Consider the following 17,155-nt stretch of genomic DNA (forward strand, 5'->3'; position numbering starts at 1 on the left):
GGGTAAACCGATCTGCATGCAACATCGGTTCTACTTGTCCGGATACAAGTACTTTTGGAAAAAATCCGTTGCGGTACAACAGATCCGGCCGGCGACCTAAGTCCTGGCACGACATGCGCGTCAGCCCTGACAGGACATGCGCGTTGCCGAGCGCAGCGCGTCCGGAGAGTTCGCGCCCGGCTCCAAGCTACCCAGCCGGCGGGAACTCATTGAGCACTATGGCGTCACCGAGCCGGTGATCGACCGAGCCATGCAAATACCGCGAATCAAGGGGATTACCGAAACATTGCCCGGCGTGGGAGTGTTCGTCGCCGAATAGGCAAACCGGCCCGGTTCAGAGTTGACCGAGGGCTTGGTACGCCGTCGATGGAGTCTGCGGGCGGCCGTTCCCGAACCCGGAGAAACTGAGCCACAGCTTGTTCAGCACCCGTTCGCCGCACGCCACGGTCTCGATCGGCCTCAGCGCTGACTGCACAGCCTTAGCAGGGCCGCGGGCGCTTACGCCCAGATTCGCTCATCGGGTCGCCAGGTCGCGTCGTCGAGTTGTCCGTTGAGGACAGGGTCGGCGAAGTCAATCACCGCAGAGAGGACAGCGGCGAAGGACGCCGGCAGCTCATCACGACGGTGCTTACGCCGCCAGGCCGATCAGCGGCTCTGCGCGAGAACGTCGTAACCCTCGAGCACTACCGTCAGCGACCACAATTCCACGCCACGGTGGCCAGCGACGGCCATCATCGCTTGGCGGAGGTCGCTCGCGGTCACCGTGTGGAGGCCGGAGAGAACGTATATGTCCCCGAAGTCGCGCCAACGTGTGTTGGCAGTGCCGCGGCTGATTGCAGTGACGACTTTCTCGGCATGCACCATCGGGATCGGGTAGCCCCGCAACTGAATTCTGCCGCCAAGCAGCGGGGCAGCTGCACCTGAGCGCGTGCAGTTCGTCAGTGGGCCGCCGCTCGCGCCTAGCCTTGTTCTGCAGGTCCAGGTAGGCGCGACCGCCCGGAGTTTCACGGGTGGGCCTCACAAGAGGACCTGAAGGGACCGGCGGAGCGACGTCTCGGCCCGCGGCAGCTGCGCAGCGCCTCGTTGCCGAGTTCGGGTCCCTCGATGCCGCTCAGTCGGAAGGCGTCGACGATGCAGCGCTCGGCGTTGTAGATACCGATCTTCTGGCCGGCGGCGAGGTCCAGCCGGTCGCGGCCGAGATCGAAGGTGGCCGCATCGAAATGGTGCCAGCTGATCGGGCCGTCGAGCGCTGGGGTACGGGTACCGCGCGGCAGGGCGATGTCGATCGTGGCTGGGATGTCGTCGATGAGGCCGTGGCGGGCCAGTGCCGACCGCAGACACAGGGTGGCCCGCGACGCGCGGGCCGCGATGGCAAGCAGGTCCTGATCGCCCTCAGCGAGATCAGCTCGCTCATACAGGCCGCGGCCTAGCGGCTCGATCAGGCGCTCGTCCCGCAGTCGGTACAGGGTCCAGTCGCTGATCCCGAGTCGACGGGCCTGCGAATAAGTAAACGTCGCCGGCAGCCGCTTCAGGCAATCTTGCTGGGTCGTCTTAGCAGCGCGCGCAGTCCACCTCCCCTCCACAAGAAATGCACACAGCAACATCTTGCTGTCAACAATTCCATCGGGGAGCTGGTGGCACCACTTGAACCCGGTCGCCGGAATGATGGGCTGCCCGGTTGGCCGCTTCGGCCTACCTGATCATGACGAAGGCCCAGGTCAAGATCCCTGATCAGGGTCCTGGCCTGGGCCTCCGGGTGGAGCCGCCTGACAGAATCGAACTGTCGACCTACGCATTACGAGTGCGTCGCTCTGCCAACTGAGCTAAGGCGGCAACGGTACGCAAGTGTACGCGACGATTCGCCGAACCGTACGGGGGGTTTGGCAGACACGCCGGGCATCGATCGTCGTACGCACCGGGTAACGTCCCGCCCGTGGATCCCGACAAGACGCACCGCGCCCCCGGGGAGCTCACCGCCGACCCCGGCGACCCGACCCCGGTCGAGCCCGAGCTGAAGCCGCAACCTCCCGTCGACGACGTCCACCCCCGCCCCACCTCGATGCGGCCCGAGCAGCTCGGATTCACCCCGCGCCGGGGAGTGCCGTGGCTGAGCCCGACCTTGCTCGCGGGCACCGCGGTGCGGGTCGTCATGGCCGGCCTGTTCGGCGCCTACCTCGACAAACGGGAGCTGCAGAGCGCGCTGCACTCCGAGATCTTCCATGAGCCGGAAGGCGTCGACCAGGACGGCGAGCTGTGGCTGGACTACGTGGCCGACCTGGGCGACGGGTTCAACGCGACCTACTCGATCGCGTACCTGCTGGCCCAGCCGCAGCTCAAGGTCGGCGGTGAGGCGCTGCCGCGGGGCCGGGCACTCGTGATGGGCGGCGACCAGGTGTACCCAACGGCGAGCGGGCAGCAGTACGAAGACCGGTTCAAGGGACCGTACGAATCAGCACTGCCCCAGCCACCGCTGGAGGGCGTACAGCCCGGTCTGTACGCCGTACCGGGAAACCACGACTGGTACGACGGGCTGACCGCCTTCCTCCGCCTGTTCACCAGGGGTCACGGGAAGATCGGTGGCTGGCGGACACCGCAGACACGGTCCTACTTCGCGATCGAACTGCCCCACCGCTGGTGGCTGTTCGCGATCGACGCGCAACTGGACGCGTACATCGACGATCCCCAGCTGAGCTACTTCCGGGAGGTGGCCAGCCGGCTACAACCGGGTGACCGGGTGATCATGTGCCTGCCCAACCCGACCTGGGTCGCGGCCACGCACGACCCGCACGCCTACGACACCGTTGACTACTTCATCCGCACGGTCATCGCCCCGACTCGGGCGCAGGTGCGCCTGATGCTCTCCGGCGACCTGCACCATTACGCCCGCTACACCCACCCGGACCGGGAGCTGATCACAGCCGGTGGCGGTGGTGCCTACCTGTACGCGACCCACCGCTTGCCGGAGCGGCTCGACGTGCCGCCGAAGGCGACCCTCGTGCGCAAGAAGAGCCCGAGCCAGGAGTACCGGCTGGCCGCGACGTACCCGACGAAGAGCCGTTCCCGGCAGCTGGCCGCGGGCGTCTTCGGCCGCTTGCCCTGGCGGAACCCTGGGTTCGCCAGCCTGCTCGGCATGCTTCACCTGTTCCTCATGCTCGCATTCACCGGGGCTGCCCAGCGGCTGTCCGGCCCCTTGCAGCGGCTGTCCACCATCCCGGTCGTGGTGATGGCCATCATCGTGTTGGGCGCCACCGTCGCTTTTGCGATGCCGCCGACGGCGGGTCGGAGACGGCCCAAGCACTGGGCCTTGGGGATCGGTCACGGTGTCGCGCAGATCGGGCTGGGCGTTCTGGGTGCGTGGACCTGGCTCGCGCTGCCGTTCCACAACCTGTCGTGGCCGCTGCCGCTGGTCGTCGCGGTGCTCGTCTACGTACCGGTCAGCGGACTGCTCGCCAGCGAGATCGTGGCCGGGTACCTGTTGGTGGCCAGCGTGTTCGACGTCAACCTCAACGAACTGTTCGCCGCGCAGGGCATCGTCGACTACAAGTCGTTCCTGCGACTCCACTTCGACGTCGACGGGACGCTGACGATCTACCCGATCGCCGTCGACCGGGTGGGCCGTAGATGGCGAGCGGCGCCGGACACACGGGCGGACAAACCGTGGATCGAGCCGGTCCGCCCGCTGACCGTGCGCTTGGCCGAGAAACCGATCCGGCTGAGCTGAATCAGCCGTAGCGCTGGTCGTGCGTCTGAAACTGCTGGTACAGCGGATGTCCACTCTTGATCGAAGGCGGCACTATTTCCACATTGATCCGCATGCCCAGTGCCCCCCGCATCAAGAGCGCGGCCAGACGCCGCGCCATGAAAGCCACATCGCCAACTGCAACTGCGCTGCGCGCCGTGCTGTACCTGCGCATGAGCATGGACCGAACCGGTGAGGGTGCGGGCCTGGAGCGTCAAGAACAGGCATGCCGCGCGCTTGCGCTGGCCCGAGGGTGGGAAGTGATCGACGTAGTCGATGACACGAACGCCGCCAACATGCGCGCTACGTCGAGGAGCGGCCCTCGTAGGCTTGCCGCGATCCGCACACATCGGACAGGGCACACCGACGGATCTCTCCGTCGGAGTAGCTCCGGACTGTGACCGTCTCGCTAGGCGGGTGCCGGGCCACGACCCGCCCCTCACCCTCCGGTGTACTGACCCGCTCGCCGCTCCTCGGATAATTGCCGCCTTCGGTATAGAGAGGATGCTCGTACTTCAGGCAGCACATCAGCCGGCCGCACGCCCCGGAGATGCGCAACGGGTTGAGCGGCAGGTCCTGGTCCTTGGCCATCCGGATCGTGACCGGCTCGAAGTCGGTCAGGAACGTTGCGCAGCACAGGTCACGCCCGCACGAACCGATCCCGCCCTGCACCCTGGCCGAGTCGCGCGCCGACAGTTGGCGCAACTCGACCCGGCAGTGCAGGGTGGCGCCCAGGTCACGCACCAGCGACCGGAAGTCGACCCGGTGCGGCGCAGTGAAGTAGATCGTCGTACGCGGGCCCTGGCCGCCCGAGTCGAGGACATGGTCGACGGCGACCACCTTCATCGGCAGCGCGTGCTCGCGGATCAGTTTCTTCGCCGCCACCTTCGCCTCGGCCTTGCGCTTGCGCATCAACTCGTCGCGGCGCAGGTCTTCGTCGGCGGCGAGGCCGACGAGTTTGGGGAATCCGTCGGTGTCTTCGGAGACCCACTGTGCGGCCCAGACGCACTCGGCGACCTCGGGGCCGTCGTCGGTGGGGACCAGCACGCGGTCACCTACCTGGGGCGAGAACCCAGCCGGATCGAAGTAGTACAAGCGGCCGTACCGGTTGAAGCTCACCGCGCACAGCATGCCCATCCGCCCACCATACTGACCGCCACCGCTGTGTACGAAATGCCGTTCAACGCACCATTCGCGCACGCGCTACAGGGCCACCCGGATTTCATTTGGCAGTGCCGCGGTGGACGCAGGCGGGCGGTACGAGATCTCGTCGAGCCGGCCCGCCCACCGATCGGCGATCTCCTGTCCCCGGTCGTACGCCTCGGCCGCGGCCTCCAGGATCCGGGTGGCGATCGCCACTGCCGCCTCGGCGTCGCCGCTCGCGTGCACCCGGACCGCTTCGGCCGAGCCCAGTGCGTCGGCGACCGAGCGGGCCAACTCGCCACGGGACCGGTCCAGCCACTCTGCCACCTCGTCGAGGTATGCCGCGGTCGCCAACAACCGACCTTCAAGCCCCGGCTCTCCCAGAAACTCCGACAGCGCCGCCTGATGCGCGGCGAACCCCTCGAAGGTGGGGCCGGCCCATCCGGCCGGCGCGGTGAGAAGGCCGTGCAGTGACGCGTACTCCTCGGCGGTCTGGCGAAGGTCGGCGGCGGCGTCGCGCAACGGCGCCGGCCGCCATGCGGAGATCGCGTCCAATACATCGGCCGGTAGCGCGCCGAGCTTGCGCAACAGCGCGGTGACCGGATGCGCGGGCGGCACGCCGTGTGCCACCAGAACGGCGTCGACGCGCGCCAGGAGCGTGGCGGCCGGCGGGAGCAGACGGTCGAGCCCGTCACTCACGATGCCTCCCCGTGCCGACGCCGTGCGGAATCATCGGCCTCCGCATAGCGGGCGGCCGTGCGGGTGAGGGCGTCGGCCGTGGCGGACAGGCGGGCAGCGTGCGCGGCAGCTTCCCGTACGCGCGAGTCCAGGGCCGACAGGTAGATCCGGTGCAGTTCGCGCCCGAGGGCACCCAGTTGTCCGGTGACCACGGCCCCGAACGCCCCGGCGCCCGGGTCATGCCGGGGCAGCGCCGCGGCGGCGTCAGCCAGGTCGGTGCCTGCGGTGTCGAAGCGGGCGGCGAAGTCGTCCAGCGCCATGTTCGGTCCCCCTATGCGAGCGGCTGGTATGCGCCGAACGCCTCGGCGTGCAGCTTCTGGCGGGCCCAGGCCGCGGCGTCGGCGGCCGCGGTGACCGCCTCGCGCACCGCCCGCGACAGCTCGTCATTGGAGCGTGCCTGGCCGCGGATGCGGACGTCCCGCACGGTGCCGTCGGCGGCCACGACCACCTCGACCAGCCCGTCGGACGAGCTGACCGTCACCGTGACGTCCTTGACCACCCGGTCGAACTCGGCGAGCCGCGCCTCGATGCGCTGATAGCGCTCGATCGCCTCGTCGATCCACGCTTCGTCGATCTCCCGACCCATCCCCAGCGCCTCCCGCGCAGGAACTTACGGCACCGCGAGGTACCCCGGGAATGACGAATTGCTACCTGTGGATAACTCGTTGCGCGATCGCGTCGGCAGCGGCCAGCCGCGACGTACGCTCGCGCTCAGCCTCGCCACAGGGCCAGCATCATCGCCTCGACGGCGATGCGCGGCTTGACGTTGGTCTCGATCGCGGTCCGGCAGGCCAGCACGGCTTCCAGGCGGCGCAGGGTGCTCTCCGGGCCCCACCGCTCGGCCGCCGTCGAGGCCAGGTCGGCGGTGTCGACGTGGACCGGCGCGACCGGCGCGCCGAACGACCGGGCCAGCACGTCGCGGTAGAAGCCGGCCAGGTCGACCAGCGCCCGGTCGAGCGCGTCCCGCTGCGCCCGGGTCGCCCGCGACTTCTGCCGCTTCTCCAGGTCTTTCAACTGCCCGGCGACGCCGCGCGCCGCGCCCGCCGCGCCGCGGCCCGTACCGCCGGCGCCCAAGGCGGTCTCCAGCGCCACGCGCTCCGAGCTGTCGAGTTCGGACACGCTGGCCGCGGCCTCCGCCTCCGCCGCCTCGATCAGGGCGTTCGCGGCGTCGAAGCACGCGCCCACACCGGTCAGCCGGCGCGGCAGCGCGAGGACGGCCTCCCGGCGCGAGCGGGCCTGTGGATCACGCGCCAGCCGGCGGGCCCGACCGACGTGCCCCTGCGCCGCCGCGGCCGCCCACTCCGCGGTCGAGCCGTCCGCGCCGTCGCGCTGGCGAAGCACCGCGGCGACCGCGTCCGGCGCGGGCTGGCGCAACTGCACCACCCGGCAGCGCGACCGGATCGTCACGGAGATGTCGTCGGGGTGCGTCGACGGGGTGCAGAGCAGGAAGACCGTACGCGGCGGCGGTTCCTCGACCGCCTTCAGCAGGGCGTTGCCGGCGGCTTCGGTGAGCCGGTCGGCGTCCTCGATGAGGAGGATCTGCCAGCGCCCCTGGCTCGGCGAACTGGCTGCGCGCAGCACCAGCGCGCGCATCTCGCTGACGCTGATGGTCAGGCCCTCGGGTACGACGAACCGGACGTCCGCGTGGGTGCCGCCGAGCACGGTGTGGCAGGCCTGGCAGGTGCCGCAGCCCCCATCGGGGCACTGAAGCGCGGCCGCGAACGCCCGCGCGGCGACGGACCGCCCGGAGCCGGGCGGCCCGGTGAACAGCCAGGCGTGCGTCATCGCGGCCGGGTCGGTGGGCGTACCCGCGACCAACGCGCCTGCGGCGGCAGCGGCCCGCGCGAGGGTCGCCGTCGCGTCCTCCTGCCCGACCAGCGTGTCGAAGACCGGTGGCACCGTCAGAGTGTCCGTCATGTCGCCTGTTCCTTGACCGTCTCGACGGAGTCGGAGGTCGACGAGGTCAGGCGCTCGGTCGCGTCCGCGACCTCGGCCAGTCCGGAGGTCCGGGGTTGCGGCGGCAGCAGTTCGGCGACCCGCTCGGCAACCACCGCCGCGATCTCCTCCGGCGGGCGGCTGGCGTCGAGGACCAGGTACCGGCCGGACTCGGCGGCGGCGAGGTCCAGGAACGCGTACCGGACCCGCTCGTGAAACGCCTCCGACTCGCTCTCGATGCGGTCGGCGGTGGCACTCCGCGCGCCGGCCCGGGCGAGGCCCACCTGCGGCTCGACGTCGAGCAGCACGGTCAGGTCGGGCTTGAGCCCGCCGGTGGCCCAGGACGACAGCCAGGAGACCTCGTCGACCGGCAGGGTGCGCCCGGCGCCCTGGTACGCCAGGGAGGAGTCGACGTACCGGTCGGAGATGACCACCTCGCCGCGGGCGAGCGCCGGACGGATCACCGCGGCCACGTGGTGGGCTCGGTCGGCCGCGTACAGCAGCGCCTCCGCCCGCGGGGTGAGCGCGCTGGAGGCGGGCGCCTCGTGCAGGAGGAGGTTGCGGATCCGCTCGCCGACCTCGGTCGCGCCCGGCTCTCGGGTGACGAGGACGTCGCGCCCCTGCGCGTGCAGCGACTGGGCGAGGCGCTGCACCTGGGTCGACTTGCCAGCCCCCTCGCCACCCTCGAAGACCACGAACAGGCCGCGGCGCGGGGCGGGCTCGGCGGGGCTGAGCGGGCGGCCGCGCAGCGACCCGAGGAGGTCGGCGAGCAGGGGTACGCCCGGCTTGTCGTCCATCTGCCGCAGCGCCGCCAGGCCGGCGACGACGCCGAACACGCCGGCCACGCCGAGCAGCAGCCGCGTGGTGGAGATCGGAATGGCGATGCCGGGCAGCGCGAGCAGGCGCGATCCACCGGCGCCGACGACGAACCCGGAAAGCGAGATCGTCAGCATCAGGACGACGCGGGTGCCGGTCTGCACGACGGCGAACGCCCGCCCGCGGACCTCGTCGTCGACCTCGCTGCCGAGCAGCGTGGTGCCGGACAGGAACGCCATGCCGGCGCCCACGCCGACGAGCAGCGTGCCGACCACGGCGACGGTGAGGTGCGGGGCCAGGGCGAGGATCGTCACCGACCCGGCGGCGAGCACGATCGACACGCCGAACATCCGCCGCCGGGACAGCCCGCCGACCAGGCGCGGACCGAGGACGATGCCGATGCCGAGCCCGATGAAGAGCATCGCGAACAGGATGAAGAACGTGGAGTCGCCGCCGCCGAGGGACTTCGCGTAGGTCTGGCCGCTGCCCACCACGACGCCGCCGCCGGCGAAGGCGCCGAAGATGCCGAGGACCAGACCGCGAATGAGCGGCGTCTTGCCGACGAACGCCCAGCCGTCGAGGAACTCCCGGAACATGCCCGGCTTGCGCTGGCCGTCCTGCCGCGCACTGCGCCCGCTGATCTCCGGGATGCCCAGCAGCACCGTCAGCGCGGTCGCGAGGAAGGTCAGGGCGTTGAAGTACAGCGCGGCGTTGGTGGGCTCGATCCAGGTGTGGCCGATCTGCCGGTACAGCGAGGCCAGACCGGAGTTCAGGCCGGCCAGTACGAGACCGGCGGCCACCGGGGTGATCCCGTACGTCGTGGCAAGGGTCAGCTGGTTGGCCGCCTCGAGCCGGGCCCGCGGTAGCAGGTTGGGTACCGACGCCTCCTTGGCCGGCACCCAGAGCATCGCGACGGTTTCGATGACGAACGTGGCGATCGCGGCCCACCCGACGATGAGCTTCGGGTCATGAGTGACGAGGCTCGCGGCGGGGATCGAGGCGAAGAAGACGAACCGGATCAGGTCGCAGACGACCATCGTGTACCGGCGGTCGAACCGGTCGGCGAACACACCGGCGAGCGGGCCGAGGACCAGGGCGGGCAGCAGGCGTACGGCGATGACGGTACCGAACGCGGCGCCCTTGGCTGCCGAACCGCTGACGTGCCCGGCGGCGAACGTCGAGGTCGCCAGCAGACCGAGCCAGTCACCCAGGGACGACAGGCCGAGGACCGCCCACAGGCGGCGGAACGGCCGGATGCGCACGATCGCCTTGAGCTCCGCCACGCCGGACAGGTCCACCTGGCTGGACGCGGATGGCTTCGTCCGGCCGGCCGTCCCGGACTCCGGAGACGCCGGCGACGCCGTCTGCTGCTGGCCGCTGCCGGCCGGATTCTCGGTGCTGATCAGCGCTCCTCCACCCCTGACCACCCCGTCCGGGTGGCTACCCACAGGTCACTGTAACCGCGCGACCCCTTCCCGACTGCCCGTTGTCACCTGTGTTCACCGGGGTCCTCGTCACTGTGGAGCCATTCATCGCCGCCTGAACGTCATACGCGAGGATGCTTCGCATTGATCCGGGGACCGGTCACCGTGCACCTGTGCCCACCTACCGGGGCGAGGGCAAGGCGTTCCTCGGGCAGTCCGTACGGTGATCTAGTGCGATGGCGGGATGCGATGCAGCGGAACCTGTACGGGCCGGAGGGCTTCTTCACCAGCCCGGGGCCGGGGCCGGCCGGGCACTTCCGCACCAGCGCGCACGCCTCCCCCGCGTTCGGTGGCGCCATCGCGACCCTGGTGAGCCGCGTCGACACCGCGCTCGGCCAGCCGAACCGGCTGGACGTGGTCGACTACGGCGGGGGCCAGGGTGAGCTGCTCACCTCCGTGCTGGCCGCCCTGCCCGAGGACGTCGCGGCACGGGTACGGCCGGTCGTGACGGAACTCGCCCCGCGTCCTGCCGGGCTCGTGGACGGGATCGAGTGGACCGCCACGCTGCCCGACGACATCGTCGGAGTCGTGATCGCCACCGAACTGCTCGACAACGTGCCGATCGACGTGGTCGAGGTCGACGACGTCGGCGCGGTCCGGTACGTGCTGGTCGACGCGGGCGGCGAGGAGCGCCTCGGGCCGGAGGTCGAGCCGGCCGACGCGGCGTGGCTCGACCGGTGGTGGCCGCTCGACGAGGCCCCGCCGGGTACCCGGGCCGAGATCGGCGCGCCCCGCGACGCCGTCTGGGCCGGCACGGTCGGGGCGCTACGGCGGGGTCTCGCGCTGGCCGTCGACTACGGGCATCTGCGTGAAGGCCGGCCGGCCTTCGGCACGCTCACCGGCTTCCGCGACGGCCGTCAGGTGCTGCCGGTACCCGACTGCACCCGTGACCTCACCGCACACGTCGCTTTCGACTCGGTCGCGGCGGCGGGGACGGCCGCGGCGGGCGTACCCGCGCGCCTGTCCAGCCAGCGCGACTCGCTGCGGGCGCTCGGGATCGGCGGCGAGCGGCCACCGCTCGCCCTCGCGTACCGCGATCCGCAGGGCTACCTGCAGGCCCTCGCGCAGGCCGGCGCCGGCGCCGAGCTGACCGACCCGGCCGGCCTGGGCGGGCACTACTGGCTGCTCCAGCCGGTCGGGCTGGATCCCGCCACGTTGTGAAACTATTCAAGGCGTGACTCGTGAGCTGACCATCGGCACCGGTACTGGCCTGGAAACCAGCGACATGGTGCTCAACATCGGCCCGCAGCACCCGTCGACCCACGGGGTGCTGCGCCTCAAGCTCGTCCTCGACGGCGAACGGGTGGTCCACTGCGAGCCGATCATCGGGTACATGCACCGCGGCGCGGAGAAGCTGTTCGAAGCGCGTGACTACCGGCAGATCATCGTGCTCGCCAACCGGCACGACTGGCTGTCGGCGTTCAACAACGAACTCGGCGTGGTCCTCGCCGTCGAGCGGCTCATGGGGCTGGAGGTCCCCGAGCGCGCCGTCTGGCTGCGCACCGCCCTCGCCGAACTGAACCGGGTGCTCAACCACCTGATGTTCCTCGGCTCCTACCCCCTGGAGATCGGCGCGATCACCCCGGTGTTCTACGCGTTCCGTGAGCGCGAGACCCTCCAGGCGGTCATGGAGGAGGCGTCCGGCGGCCGGATCCACTACATGTACAACCGGGTCGGTGGCCTGAAGGAAGAGGTACCCGCCGGCTGGACCAAGCGGGCCCGGCTCGCCATCGACGAGGTCCGCCGGCGCATGCCCGACCTCGACAACCTGATCCGGCGCAACGAGATCTTCCTGGCCCGTACGTCGGGCGTCGGCGTGCTGACGGCCGAGGAGGCGGCCGCGTTCGGCGCCTCCGGGCCGGTCGCGCGGGCCAGCGGACTCGACTTCGACCTGCGCCGCGACGAGCCTTATCTCGCGTACGACCAACTCGACGTCCCGGTCGTCACGCGTACCGCCGGGGACTGCCACGCCCGTTTCGAGTGCATGCTCGACCAGGTTTACGTGTCACTGGACCTGGCGCAGGTCTGCCTGGACCAGGTCGACCGGATCACCGGGCCGGTCAACACCCGGCTGCCCAAGGTCGTCAAGGCGCCGGAGGGGCACACGTACGCGTGGACCGAGAACCCGCTGGGCATCAACGGCTACTACCTGGTGTCCCGGGGCGAGCGGACACCGTGGCGACTGAAGCTGCGCACCGCCTCGTACGCCAACGTGCAGGCGCTGTCGAGCCTGCTCCCGGGGTGCCTGGTGCCGGACCTGATCGCGATCCTGGGGTCGATGTTCTTCGTGGTCGGCGACATCGACAAGTAACGCCGTCAGCGCCAGCGATCGTCGCCGGTGGCGCGGGGCGAGCGGGCCCGGCGCGCCTCCTCCTCCCACTCCTGCAACCAGCTCGAGGCGCTCGGCTCCGACGGTGTGGCCGGAAGGGCGGCCTGCGCGCCGCGCCGCTCCTGGCTCGGGGCGGGCCGGCTCCGGGTCGGCTCGCCGGGCGACTGCCCGAACCGGTCGGGCTGCGCCTCCAGGCCCCAGTACGGGTCGGAGCCCCCGCCACGTTCCCACTGGCTCTCGGGTGCCCGGTGCGGCTCGGGACCGCGGCCCTCGTCGCGGCGCACGGCCGCCCATCTGCCTTCGACGCGCAGTTCGGTGCCTGACTCGTCGCTGTGCATCGCGGCCCGCCGCTCACCCACCCGAAGCTCGTGGCCGTGCTCGTCCCTGCGCGCGCTCGCCCAGCGGTCCCCTGCGTGCACTCCGGAGATGAAGCCGGAGCCGTCGCTGTCCGGTTCCGGAGCCCGCCAACCGTCCTGGCTCCCGCCGCCCCAGGCATGCGAACCCGACCGGGCGTCGCCGTACCGGGGCTCGGAGTAGCGCGCCTCGGCGTGCCGGTCACCGCCCCGGTGCTGCTCCTCGTCGAGGCGCTGGCGCAGCAGCCGCTCGCTCCAGGACTCGCCGGACTCGGCGTCGCGCGACTGGGCCGCCCGATCCGGGCGCCGTTGGGCTGGCACGACCGGGGGCGGTGCCATCCGGTTGCCGCCGTACACCGTGCCGGTGCCGCTGTCGTTCTGGTCGACGATCGTCTGCCTGGTGACCTTGACGGTCTCGGTGTGCCGGACGACGCCGTGCGGCGCGGCCATGGGCGGAACGCCGCTGGGAGTGGAGGTCATCGGTGGGGGCGGCGCCGTCATGGGCGGAACCGGCGGCGCGATGCGATGCGCCGGCGCGGCGTCCCGGTCCACCCGTACCCGAAGGTTCTCGACCTCGCCGCGCAGCGAGTTGACCGACTCCTGGAGGGTGACGACCCGCTCGCCGAACGCCTTGTGCGTGGCGCGCGCGGCCGTCGTGATGTCCTCGCGCACGTCGTCGCGGAGGATGTCCAACTCCTCGAAGAGCATGTCCTCGATCTCGCCGCGGACCGAGTCGGAGTCGCGGCGCAGCACCAGCGCGGTACCGATGAGCGCGACCGCGATGACGGCGAGCAGCACGGCGAACCGCAGGAGACTGGGGTTGTCGCCGACGAGAAGAACCAACAGCGCGGCGACCGGGGCCAGCCCGACTCCGGTCCACAACAGACCCGGCACCAAGGGCAGCCCGGCTCGTGGTTGCTGGATGTCCGCAGCCGGCATGGCTGTAGACCTTACTCAAGAGCGGGGCTGTATGAAATGGCCGGACGCAATCGCCGGCGGCGATGGCCGGACGACAAATCCGCCCTGGTGGCAACGGATTCGCGCGCCGGTCATCGCCGCCGGCGACAACTACGTCAATTCACAACGAACGCGTCAACTCGTGGCGAACGCCGCGTCTGAGGACAGTACAAGTCCGATGGAGACGGCCCCGGTCCGCAGCGCGTTCTTGGTCTGCGGACCGCCGGCGTCCAAGCTGGCGAACTTGCCGAACTGCATCTTGTACGTCTGCTCGAGCCCCGGCTGGCAGAACGGCCGCTGCGGGCACTCGGCCGGCCCGCCCAGCACGGTCGCCCTCCCCGAGCACTTGTCGGCGAACTCGGACAGCGTGCTGACCTTGTACTTGTCGGCGAAGGCCTTGGTGACGGCGAACGCGTTCTGGTCGGCGGCCTGGGACGGCTTGCCGAACTTCAGCCCGACCTTCGACCCCAGGTCCGTGAGCGCGGCGACCGTCTTGTCCAGGTCACCACTTGCGAGCGGAGCCGGGGACGCGCCGTTGGCCTTCTTGTTGAGGAACTCGGTCAGCGTGCCGACGTACTCGGGCACGACCTGGATGTCGCCCTTCTCCAGCGCGGGCTCGTACAGTTCCCGGTTTCCGATCTTCTGAACGGTCGCCTGGTAGCCGGCGGCCTCCAGCGCGATGCGGTACAGCTCGCCGAGGGTCTCGTTCTCGCTGAAGTTCGCCGCGCCGATGGTGATCTTGCCGCCAGCCCCCTTGGCGATGCCGGCGAGCTTGCCGCTCGCCGCGAACTCCTCGGCCGCCGCCTTCGGGGTCTTGCGGTCGACGTCGGTGGCCTTGTTGAGCGCGACCAGTTCCTTGGCCCCGACCGCGGTGGAGACCTTGTCCAGCGCGGCGACCAGCGTCGGGTCGGCGGCCTTGGCGTTGATCGCCGGGATCAGGTTGTCGACCGCCTGCAACTTCTTGTCGTCGGTCAGCATGACCAACTGCTCGCCGGCGACCGGCACGCAGCCGGCCCCCTGTACGTCCTTGGCCGCCTGGGTGCCCGACGATCCGGCCTTGCCGCAGCCGGCCGCGAGGCCAACCGTGGCCAGCCCGACCGCGACGCCGAGTGCAGCTCGCATAACGGTACGCATATAAAGCCCGCCTTCCGTGTCCCGGCGCGGCTGTCGCAGCCGGCCGCGTGTCCGACGGGCGGAAAGATCATTTCCGCCGCCCGTTCGACCTTAGACAACCTGGTGATCTTTACATCGGCAAGCAGATAAGTCCGGATGGTGGTGTTCGCCACCTAACACTTTGACAACAACCCCGTTAAATGCGGCGGAGCGAGCCCGGCGTGACGAGGCGCTGCACCCCGGCCAACAGCGCCTCCACCAGCAGCGCAAGCCCGGCGATGAGCAGCCCCCCGGCGAGGATCTGCCCCGCGCTCTGCAGCCCGAACCCGGCCGCCACGATCATGCCCAGACCCCCGCCGTTGACCAGCGCGGCCAGCCCGGCGGTCGCCACGACCTGGACCGCCGCCGTACGCAGCCCGGCGGCGAGGTACGGCACCCCGAGCGGCAGCTCCACCCGCCACAGCAGTTGCCACCCCGACAGGCCCATGCCGCGGGCCGCGTCGCGCACCTCCGCGTCCACCTCGCGCATCCCGGTGTGGGCGGTGGCCAGCAACGGGGGTGCCGCGAACACGGCCAGGGCGAGGATCACCGGCCGGGCGCCGAAGCCGACAGCCGTCAGCGGCAGGATCGTCAGCAGGGCGACGACCGGGATCGCCTGGGTCGCGTTCGACAGCGCGACAACCAGACCGCTGCCCCGGCCGCGCCGGCCGAGCGCGATCCCGGTCGGCCATGCGACGAGGCAGGCCAGCAGCAGCGCTCCGCCGCACAGCCGCAGGTGCTCGAGCAGCCGAGCCACGATTCCGTCGGGATTTGTCCAGTTCAACGGGTCGTTGAGCCAATTCATCATCTGCTGGACGCTGTTCATGCGCCGGCTCCCGTCCGCCGCCACGGGGTCAGCAGCCGGCCGACACCGGCGAGCAGCAGGTCCAACAGCACGGCCAGCAGGATGCAGAGGACCGCTCCGGCCGCGATCGGCGCCTTGTGGAAGTTGTTCCAGAAGCCGCCGATGATCAGTTGCCCGAACCCACCCCTGCCGACCAGTACGCCGACGGTGACCAGCGCCACCGTCGACACCGTCGCCAGCCGTACTCCGGTCACCACCGCCGGCAGGGCCAGCGGCAACTCGACCCGCAGCAGGCGGGACAGGCGGCCGTACCCCATCGCCGACGCCGCCTCCTTGACATCCGCGGGCACCTGGGACAGGCCGGTCACGGCGCTACGGATGACGAGCAGCAGCGCGTACAGCACAAGGCCGGTGAGCACCGTACGCCGACTCAGGCCGAAGATCGGAACGATGAACGAGAACAGCCCCAGGGACGGGATGGTGTACAGCACCCCGGCCGATGCGAGGATCGGGCCGGTGAGCGGCCGTACCCAGTACGCCAGGACGGCGAGGGGCATGCCGATCACCACGGCCAGCGCGACCGCTTCGACCGTGAGGGAGAGGTGCTCCACGGCGAGCGCCCGGATAGTGTCGGCGTTCGTACGCAGGTACGCCCATGAGAACCACGGGTTGGCCGCAGCGGACTGGGCGAGGAAGGACATGAGTGGACGGTACCCGGACTGACGACAGCGCCGCGCCTATCCTGTTCGAGGGTGTGAGCAAGCGGTACGCCGACGGCACGGTCGCGGTGGAGAACCTGACGCTCGACCTGGCCGCCGGCGAGTTGACCGTTTTGATCGGGCCGTCCGGATGCGGCAAGTCGACCGTGCTTCGCATGGTCAACCGGCTCGTCGAGCCGACGGCCGGGCGTGTACTCGTCGACGGCGAGGACGTGATGACGGCCGACCCGGTCGCCCTGCGCCGGCGGATCGGGTACGTCATCCAGCACGTCGGGCTGTTTCCGCACCAGACCGTACGCGCGAACGTCGGCACCGTGCCCCGGCTGCTCGGCTGGCCGAAACCACAGGTCACCGAACGCACCGATGAGCTGCTGGAACTCGTCGGGCTGGACCCGGCGCGCTTCGGTCCCCGGTACCCACATGAACTCTCCGGCGGCCAGCGCCAGCGGGTCGGGGTGGCCCGGGCCCTGGCTGCCGACCCGGTCGTGCTGCTGATGGACGAGCCGTTCTCGGCCGTCGACCCGATCGTGCGGGGCCGGCTGCAGGACGAGTTCCGGCGGCTGCAGGAGACCGTACGCAAGACGATCCTGCTCGTGACCCACGACCTGGACGAGGCGGTGCGACTGGGCGACCGGATCGCGGTGCTCGCGCAAGGGGGCCGGTTGCAGCAGTACGAGCGGCCGTCGGCGCTGCTCGCCGCGCCGGCCAACGAATTCGTCCGGGAGTTCGTCGGTACCGATCGCGCGATCAAGCGCCTCGGGGTGACCCCGATCCCCCGGGACGCGCTTCGCCCGCTACCTGCCGCCGTCGACGGCGCCGCCGTGATACCCGCCGACGCGACGCTGCAGGACGCGCTCGCGGCGCTGCTCGAGTCCGAGACCGGGTGGGTCGTCGTCAGTGACGGCACCACACCACTGGGCGTACTGACCCCCGACGACATCCACCGGGCCCTGCGGCAGCCCGGGGCCTAGCCGTCGGGCGGCCC

19 protein-coding genes and 1 tRNA gene are annotated in these 17,155 nt (G+C 70.6%); 6 read left to right on the forward strand and 14 right to left on the reverse strand.

Annotation, left to right across the window (positions count from 1 at the left end):
- Positions 1-136 precede the first annotated feature (136 nt).
- On the forward strand, positions 137-319 hold the full coding sequence (locus HC028_RS04195) for a GntR family transcriptional regulator (protein ID WP_168072952.1): 183 nt from the start codon (positions 137-139) through the stop codon (positions 317-319).
- Positions 320-645: 326 nt separating this feature from the next.
- On the opposite strand, the gene HC028_RS26970 is transcribed toward HC028_RS04195, so the two are convergent.
- The 3 genes from HC028_RS26970 to HC028_RS04210 all read right to left on the reverse strand — a co-directional run bounded on the left by HC028_RS26970 (position 646) and on the right by HC028_RS04210 (position 1,833).
- Positions 646-1,008, reverse strand: coding sequence for a nucleotidyl transferase AbiEii/AbiGii toxin family protein (locus HC028_RS26970; RefSeq protein WP_168072954.1), 363 nt, complete (start codon positions 1,006-1,008; stop codon positions 646-648).
- Positions 1,005-1,604, reverse strand: coding sequence for a type IV toxin-antitoxin system AbiEi family antitoxin domain-containing protein (locus HC028_RS04205; RefSeq protein WP_168072957.1), 600 nt, complete (start codon positions 1,602-1,604; stop codon positions 1,005-1,007). Before HC028_RS04205 ends, HC028_RS26970 begins: the two co-directional genes overlap by 4 nt.
- Before the next feature lie 153 nt (positions 1,605-1,757).
- Positions 1,758-1,833: transfer RNA gene (locus tag HC028_RS04210), tRNA-Thr, on the reverse strand.
- 226 nt (positions 1,834-2,059) lie between these two features.
- Here HC028_RS04210 and HC028_RS04215 point away from each other — a divergent pair.
- Positions 2,060-3,721 carry a metallophosphoesterase family protein gene (locus HC028_RS04215; RefSeq protein WP_239075445.1) on the forward strand — a complete coding sequence of 554 codons (1,662 nt, stop codon included), beginning with the start codon at positions 2,060-2,062 and terminating at the stop codon, positions 3,719-3,721.
- A gap of 1 nt (position 3,722) precedes the next feature.
- On the opposite strand, the gene HC028_RS27325 is transcribed toward HC028_RS04215, so the two are convergent.
- Positions 3,723-3,914, reverse strand: coding sequence for a hypothetical protein (locus HC028_RS27325; protein ID WP_240939808.1), 192 nt, complete (start codon positions 3,912-3,914; stop codon positions 3,723-3,725).
- 4 nt (positions 3,915-3,918) lie between these two features.
- Here HC028_RS27325 and HC028_RS28655 point away from each other — a divergent pair, with 4 nt between their 5' ends.
- Positions 3,919-4,140: a recombinase family protein gene (locus tag HC028_RS28655; protein ID WP_420850166.1), complete on the forward strand. Its 222-nt coding sequence runs from the start codon at positions 3,919-3,921 to the stop codon at positions 4,138-4,140.
- Here the strand turns inward: HC028_RS28655 and HC028_RS04225 are convergent.
- From HC028_RS04225 to tmk, 6 genes are all read right to left on the reverse strand, one after another.
- A complete protein-coding gene (locus HC028_RS04225) occupies positions 4,043-4,876 on the reverse strand; it encodes a PSP1 domain-containing protein (protein WP_168072963.1) in 834 nt (277 codons plus the stop codon). The genes HC028_RS28655 and HC028_RS04225 overlap by 98 nt on opposite strands.
- A 66-nt stretch (positions 4,877-4,942) precedes the next feature.
- Entirely contained in the window at positions 4,943-5,581 is a 639-nt protein-coding gene (locus HC028_RS04230; protein WP_168072965.1) for a hypothetical protein, read from the reverse strand.
- A complete protein-coding gene (locus HC028_RS04235) occupies positions 5,578-5,880 on the reverse strand; it encodes a hypothetical protein (protein WP_168072967.1) in 303 nt (100 codons plus the stop codon). The genes HC028_RS04230 and HC028_RS04235 overlap by 4 nt, the downstream gene beginning before the upstream one ends.
- An 11-nt stretch (positions 5,881-5,891) precedes the next feature.
- A complete protein-coding gene (locus HC028_RS04240) occupies positions 5,892-6,206 on the reverse strand; it encodes a YbaB/EbfC family nucleoid-associated protein (protein WP_168072969.1) in 315 nt (104 codons plus the stop codon).
- Between the two features lie 125 nt (positions 6,207-6,331).
- Positions 6,332-7,519, reverse strand: a complete 1,188-nt coding sequence (locus HC028_RS04245) for a DNA polymerase III subunit delta' (RefSeq protein WP_168073401.1) — start codon at positions 7,517-7,519, stop codon at positions 6,332-6,334.
- A 14-nt stretch (positions 7,520-7,533) separates the two neighbouring features.
- Positions 7,534-9,636, reverse strand: coding sequence for a dTMP kinase (tmk, locus tag HC028_RS04250; protein ID WP_168073400.1), 2,103 nt, complete (start codon positions 9,634-9,636; stop codon positions 7,534-7,536).
- Positions 9,637-10,044: 408 nt separating this feature from the next.
- Here tmk and HC028_RS04255 point away from each other — a divergent pair, with 408 nt between their 5' ends.
- Both HC028_RS04255 and HC028_RS04260 read left to right on the forward strand, forming a co-directional pair.
- Positions 10,045-11,016, forward strand: a complete 972-nt coding sequence (locus HC028_RS04255; RefSeq protein ID WP_168073402.1) for an SAM-dependent methyltransferase — start codon at positions 10,045-10,047, stop codon at positions 11,014-11,016.
- Positions 11,017-11,080: 64 nt separating this feature from the next.
- Positions 11,081-12,166, forward strand: coding sequence for an NADH-quinone oxidoreductase subunit D (locus HC028_RS04260; protein WP_239075444.1), 1,086 nt, complete (start codon positions 11,081-11,083; stop codon positions 12,164-12,166).
- Positions 12,167-12,171: 5 nt separating this feature from the next.
- On the opposite strand, the gene HC028_RS04265 is transcribed toward HC028_RS04260, so the two are convergent.
- The 4 genes from HC028_RS04265 to HC028_RS04280 all read right to left on the reverse strand — a co-directional run bounded on the left by HC028_RS04265 (position 12,172) and on the right by HC028_RS04280 (position 16,152).
- Positions 12,172-13,476: a hypothetical protein gene (locus HC028_RS04265; protein WP_168072971.1), complete on the reverse strand. Its 1,305-nt coding sequence runs from the start codon at positions 13,474-13,476 to the stop codon at positions 12,172-12,174.
- 153 nt (positions 13,477-13,629) lie between these two features.
- On the reverse strand, positions 13,630-14,616 hold the full coding sequence (locus tag HC028_RS04270) for a glycine betaine ABC transporter substrate-binding protein (RefSeq protein ID WP_373313903.1): 987 nt from the start codon (positions 14,614-14,616) through the stop codon (positions 13,630-13,632).
- 187 nt (positions 14,617-14,803) lie between these two features.
- A complete protein-coding gene (locus HC028_RS04275; protein WP_168072975.1) occupies positions 14,804-15,472 on the reverse strand; it encodes an ABC transporter permease in 669 nt (222 codons plus the stop codon).
- Positions 15,469-16,152, reverse strand: coding sequence for an ABC transporter permease (locus HC028_RS04280; RefSeq protein ID WP_168072978.1), 684 nt, complete (start codon positions 16,150-16,152; stop codon positions 15,469-15,471). Before HC028_RS04280 ends, HC028_RS04275 begins: the two co-directional genes overlap by 4 nt.
- A 2-nt stretch (positions 16,153-16,154) precedes the next feature.
- On the opposite strand from HC028_RS04280, the gene HC028_RS04285 reads away from it, so the two are divergent.
- The gene (locus HC028_RS04285; RefSeq protein ID WP_168072988.1) at positions 16,155-17,141 is read left to right on the forward strand and encodes an ABC transporter ATP-binding protein; all 987 of its coding nucleotides are present in this window, start codon (positions 16,155-16,157) and stop codon (positions 17,139-17,141) included.
- The last annotated feature ends 14 nt before the right edge of the window (positions 17,142-17,155 follow it).

Source organism: Planosporangium flavigriseum (assembly GCF_011947225.1).
GTDB lineage: Bacteria > Actinomycetota > Actinomycetes > Mycobacteriales > Micromonosporaceae > Planosporangium > Planosporangium flavigriseum.

Coding starts and splice junctions, on each gene's coding strand:
- HC028_RS28655 (WP_420850166.1), top strand. CDS start 3,919: ATGGACCGAACCGGTGAGGGTGCGGGCCTGGAGCGTCAAGAACAGGCA.
- HC028_RS04270 (WP_373313903.1), bottom strand. CDS start 14,616: ATGCGAGCTGCACTCGGCGTCGCGGTCGGGCTGGCCACGGTTGGCCTC.
- HC028_RS04215 (WP_239075445.1), top strand. CDS start 2,060: ATGCGGCCCGAGCAGCTCGGATTCACCCCGCGCCGGGGAGTGCCGTGG.
- HC028_RS04240 (WP_168072969.1), bottom strand. CDS start 6,206: ATGGGTCGGGAGATCGACGAAGCGTGGATCGACGAGGCGATCGAGCGC.
- HC028_RS04255 (WP_168073402.1), top strand. CDS start 10,045: ATGCAGCGGAACCTGTACGGGCCGGAGGGCTTCTTCACCAGCCCGGGG.
- HC028_RS04280 (WP_168072978.1), bottom strand. CDS start 16,152: ATGTCCTTCCTCGCCCAGTCCGCTGCGGCCAACCCGTGGTTCTCATGG.
- HC028_RS04260 (WP_239075444.1), top strand. CDS start 11,081: ATGGTGCTCAACATCGGCCCGCAGCACCCGTCGACCCACGGGGTGCTG.
- HC028_RS04225 (WP_168072963.1), bottom strand. CDS start 4,876: ATGGGCATGCTGTGCGCGGTGAGCTTCAACCGGTACGGCCGCTTGTAC.
- HC028_RS27325 (WP_240939808.1), bottom strand. CDS start 3,914: ATGCGCAGGTACAGCACGGCGCGCAGCGCAGTTGCAGTTGGCGATGTG.
- HC028_RS04235 (WP_168072967.1), bottom strand. CDS start 5,880: ATGGCGCTGGACGACTTCGCCGCCCGCTTCGACACCGCAGGCACCGAC.
- HC028_RS04195 (WP_168072952.1), top strand. CDS start 137: ATGCGCGTTGCCGAGCGCAGCGCGTCCGGAGAGTTCGCGCCCGGCTCC.
- HC028_RS04265 (WP_168072971.1), bottom strand. CDS start 13,476: ATGCCGGCTGCGGACATCCAGCAACCACGAGCCGGGCTGCCCTTGGTG.
- HC028_RS04205 (WP_168072957.1), bottom strand. CDS start 1,604: ATGTTGCTGTGTGCATTTCTTGTGGAGGGGAGGTGGACTGCGCGCGCT.
- HC028_RS04275 (WP_168072975.1), bottom strand. CDS start 15,472: ATGAACAGCGTCCAGCAGATGATGAATTGGCTCAACGACCCGTTGAAC.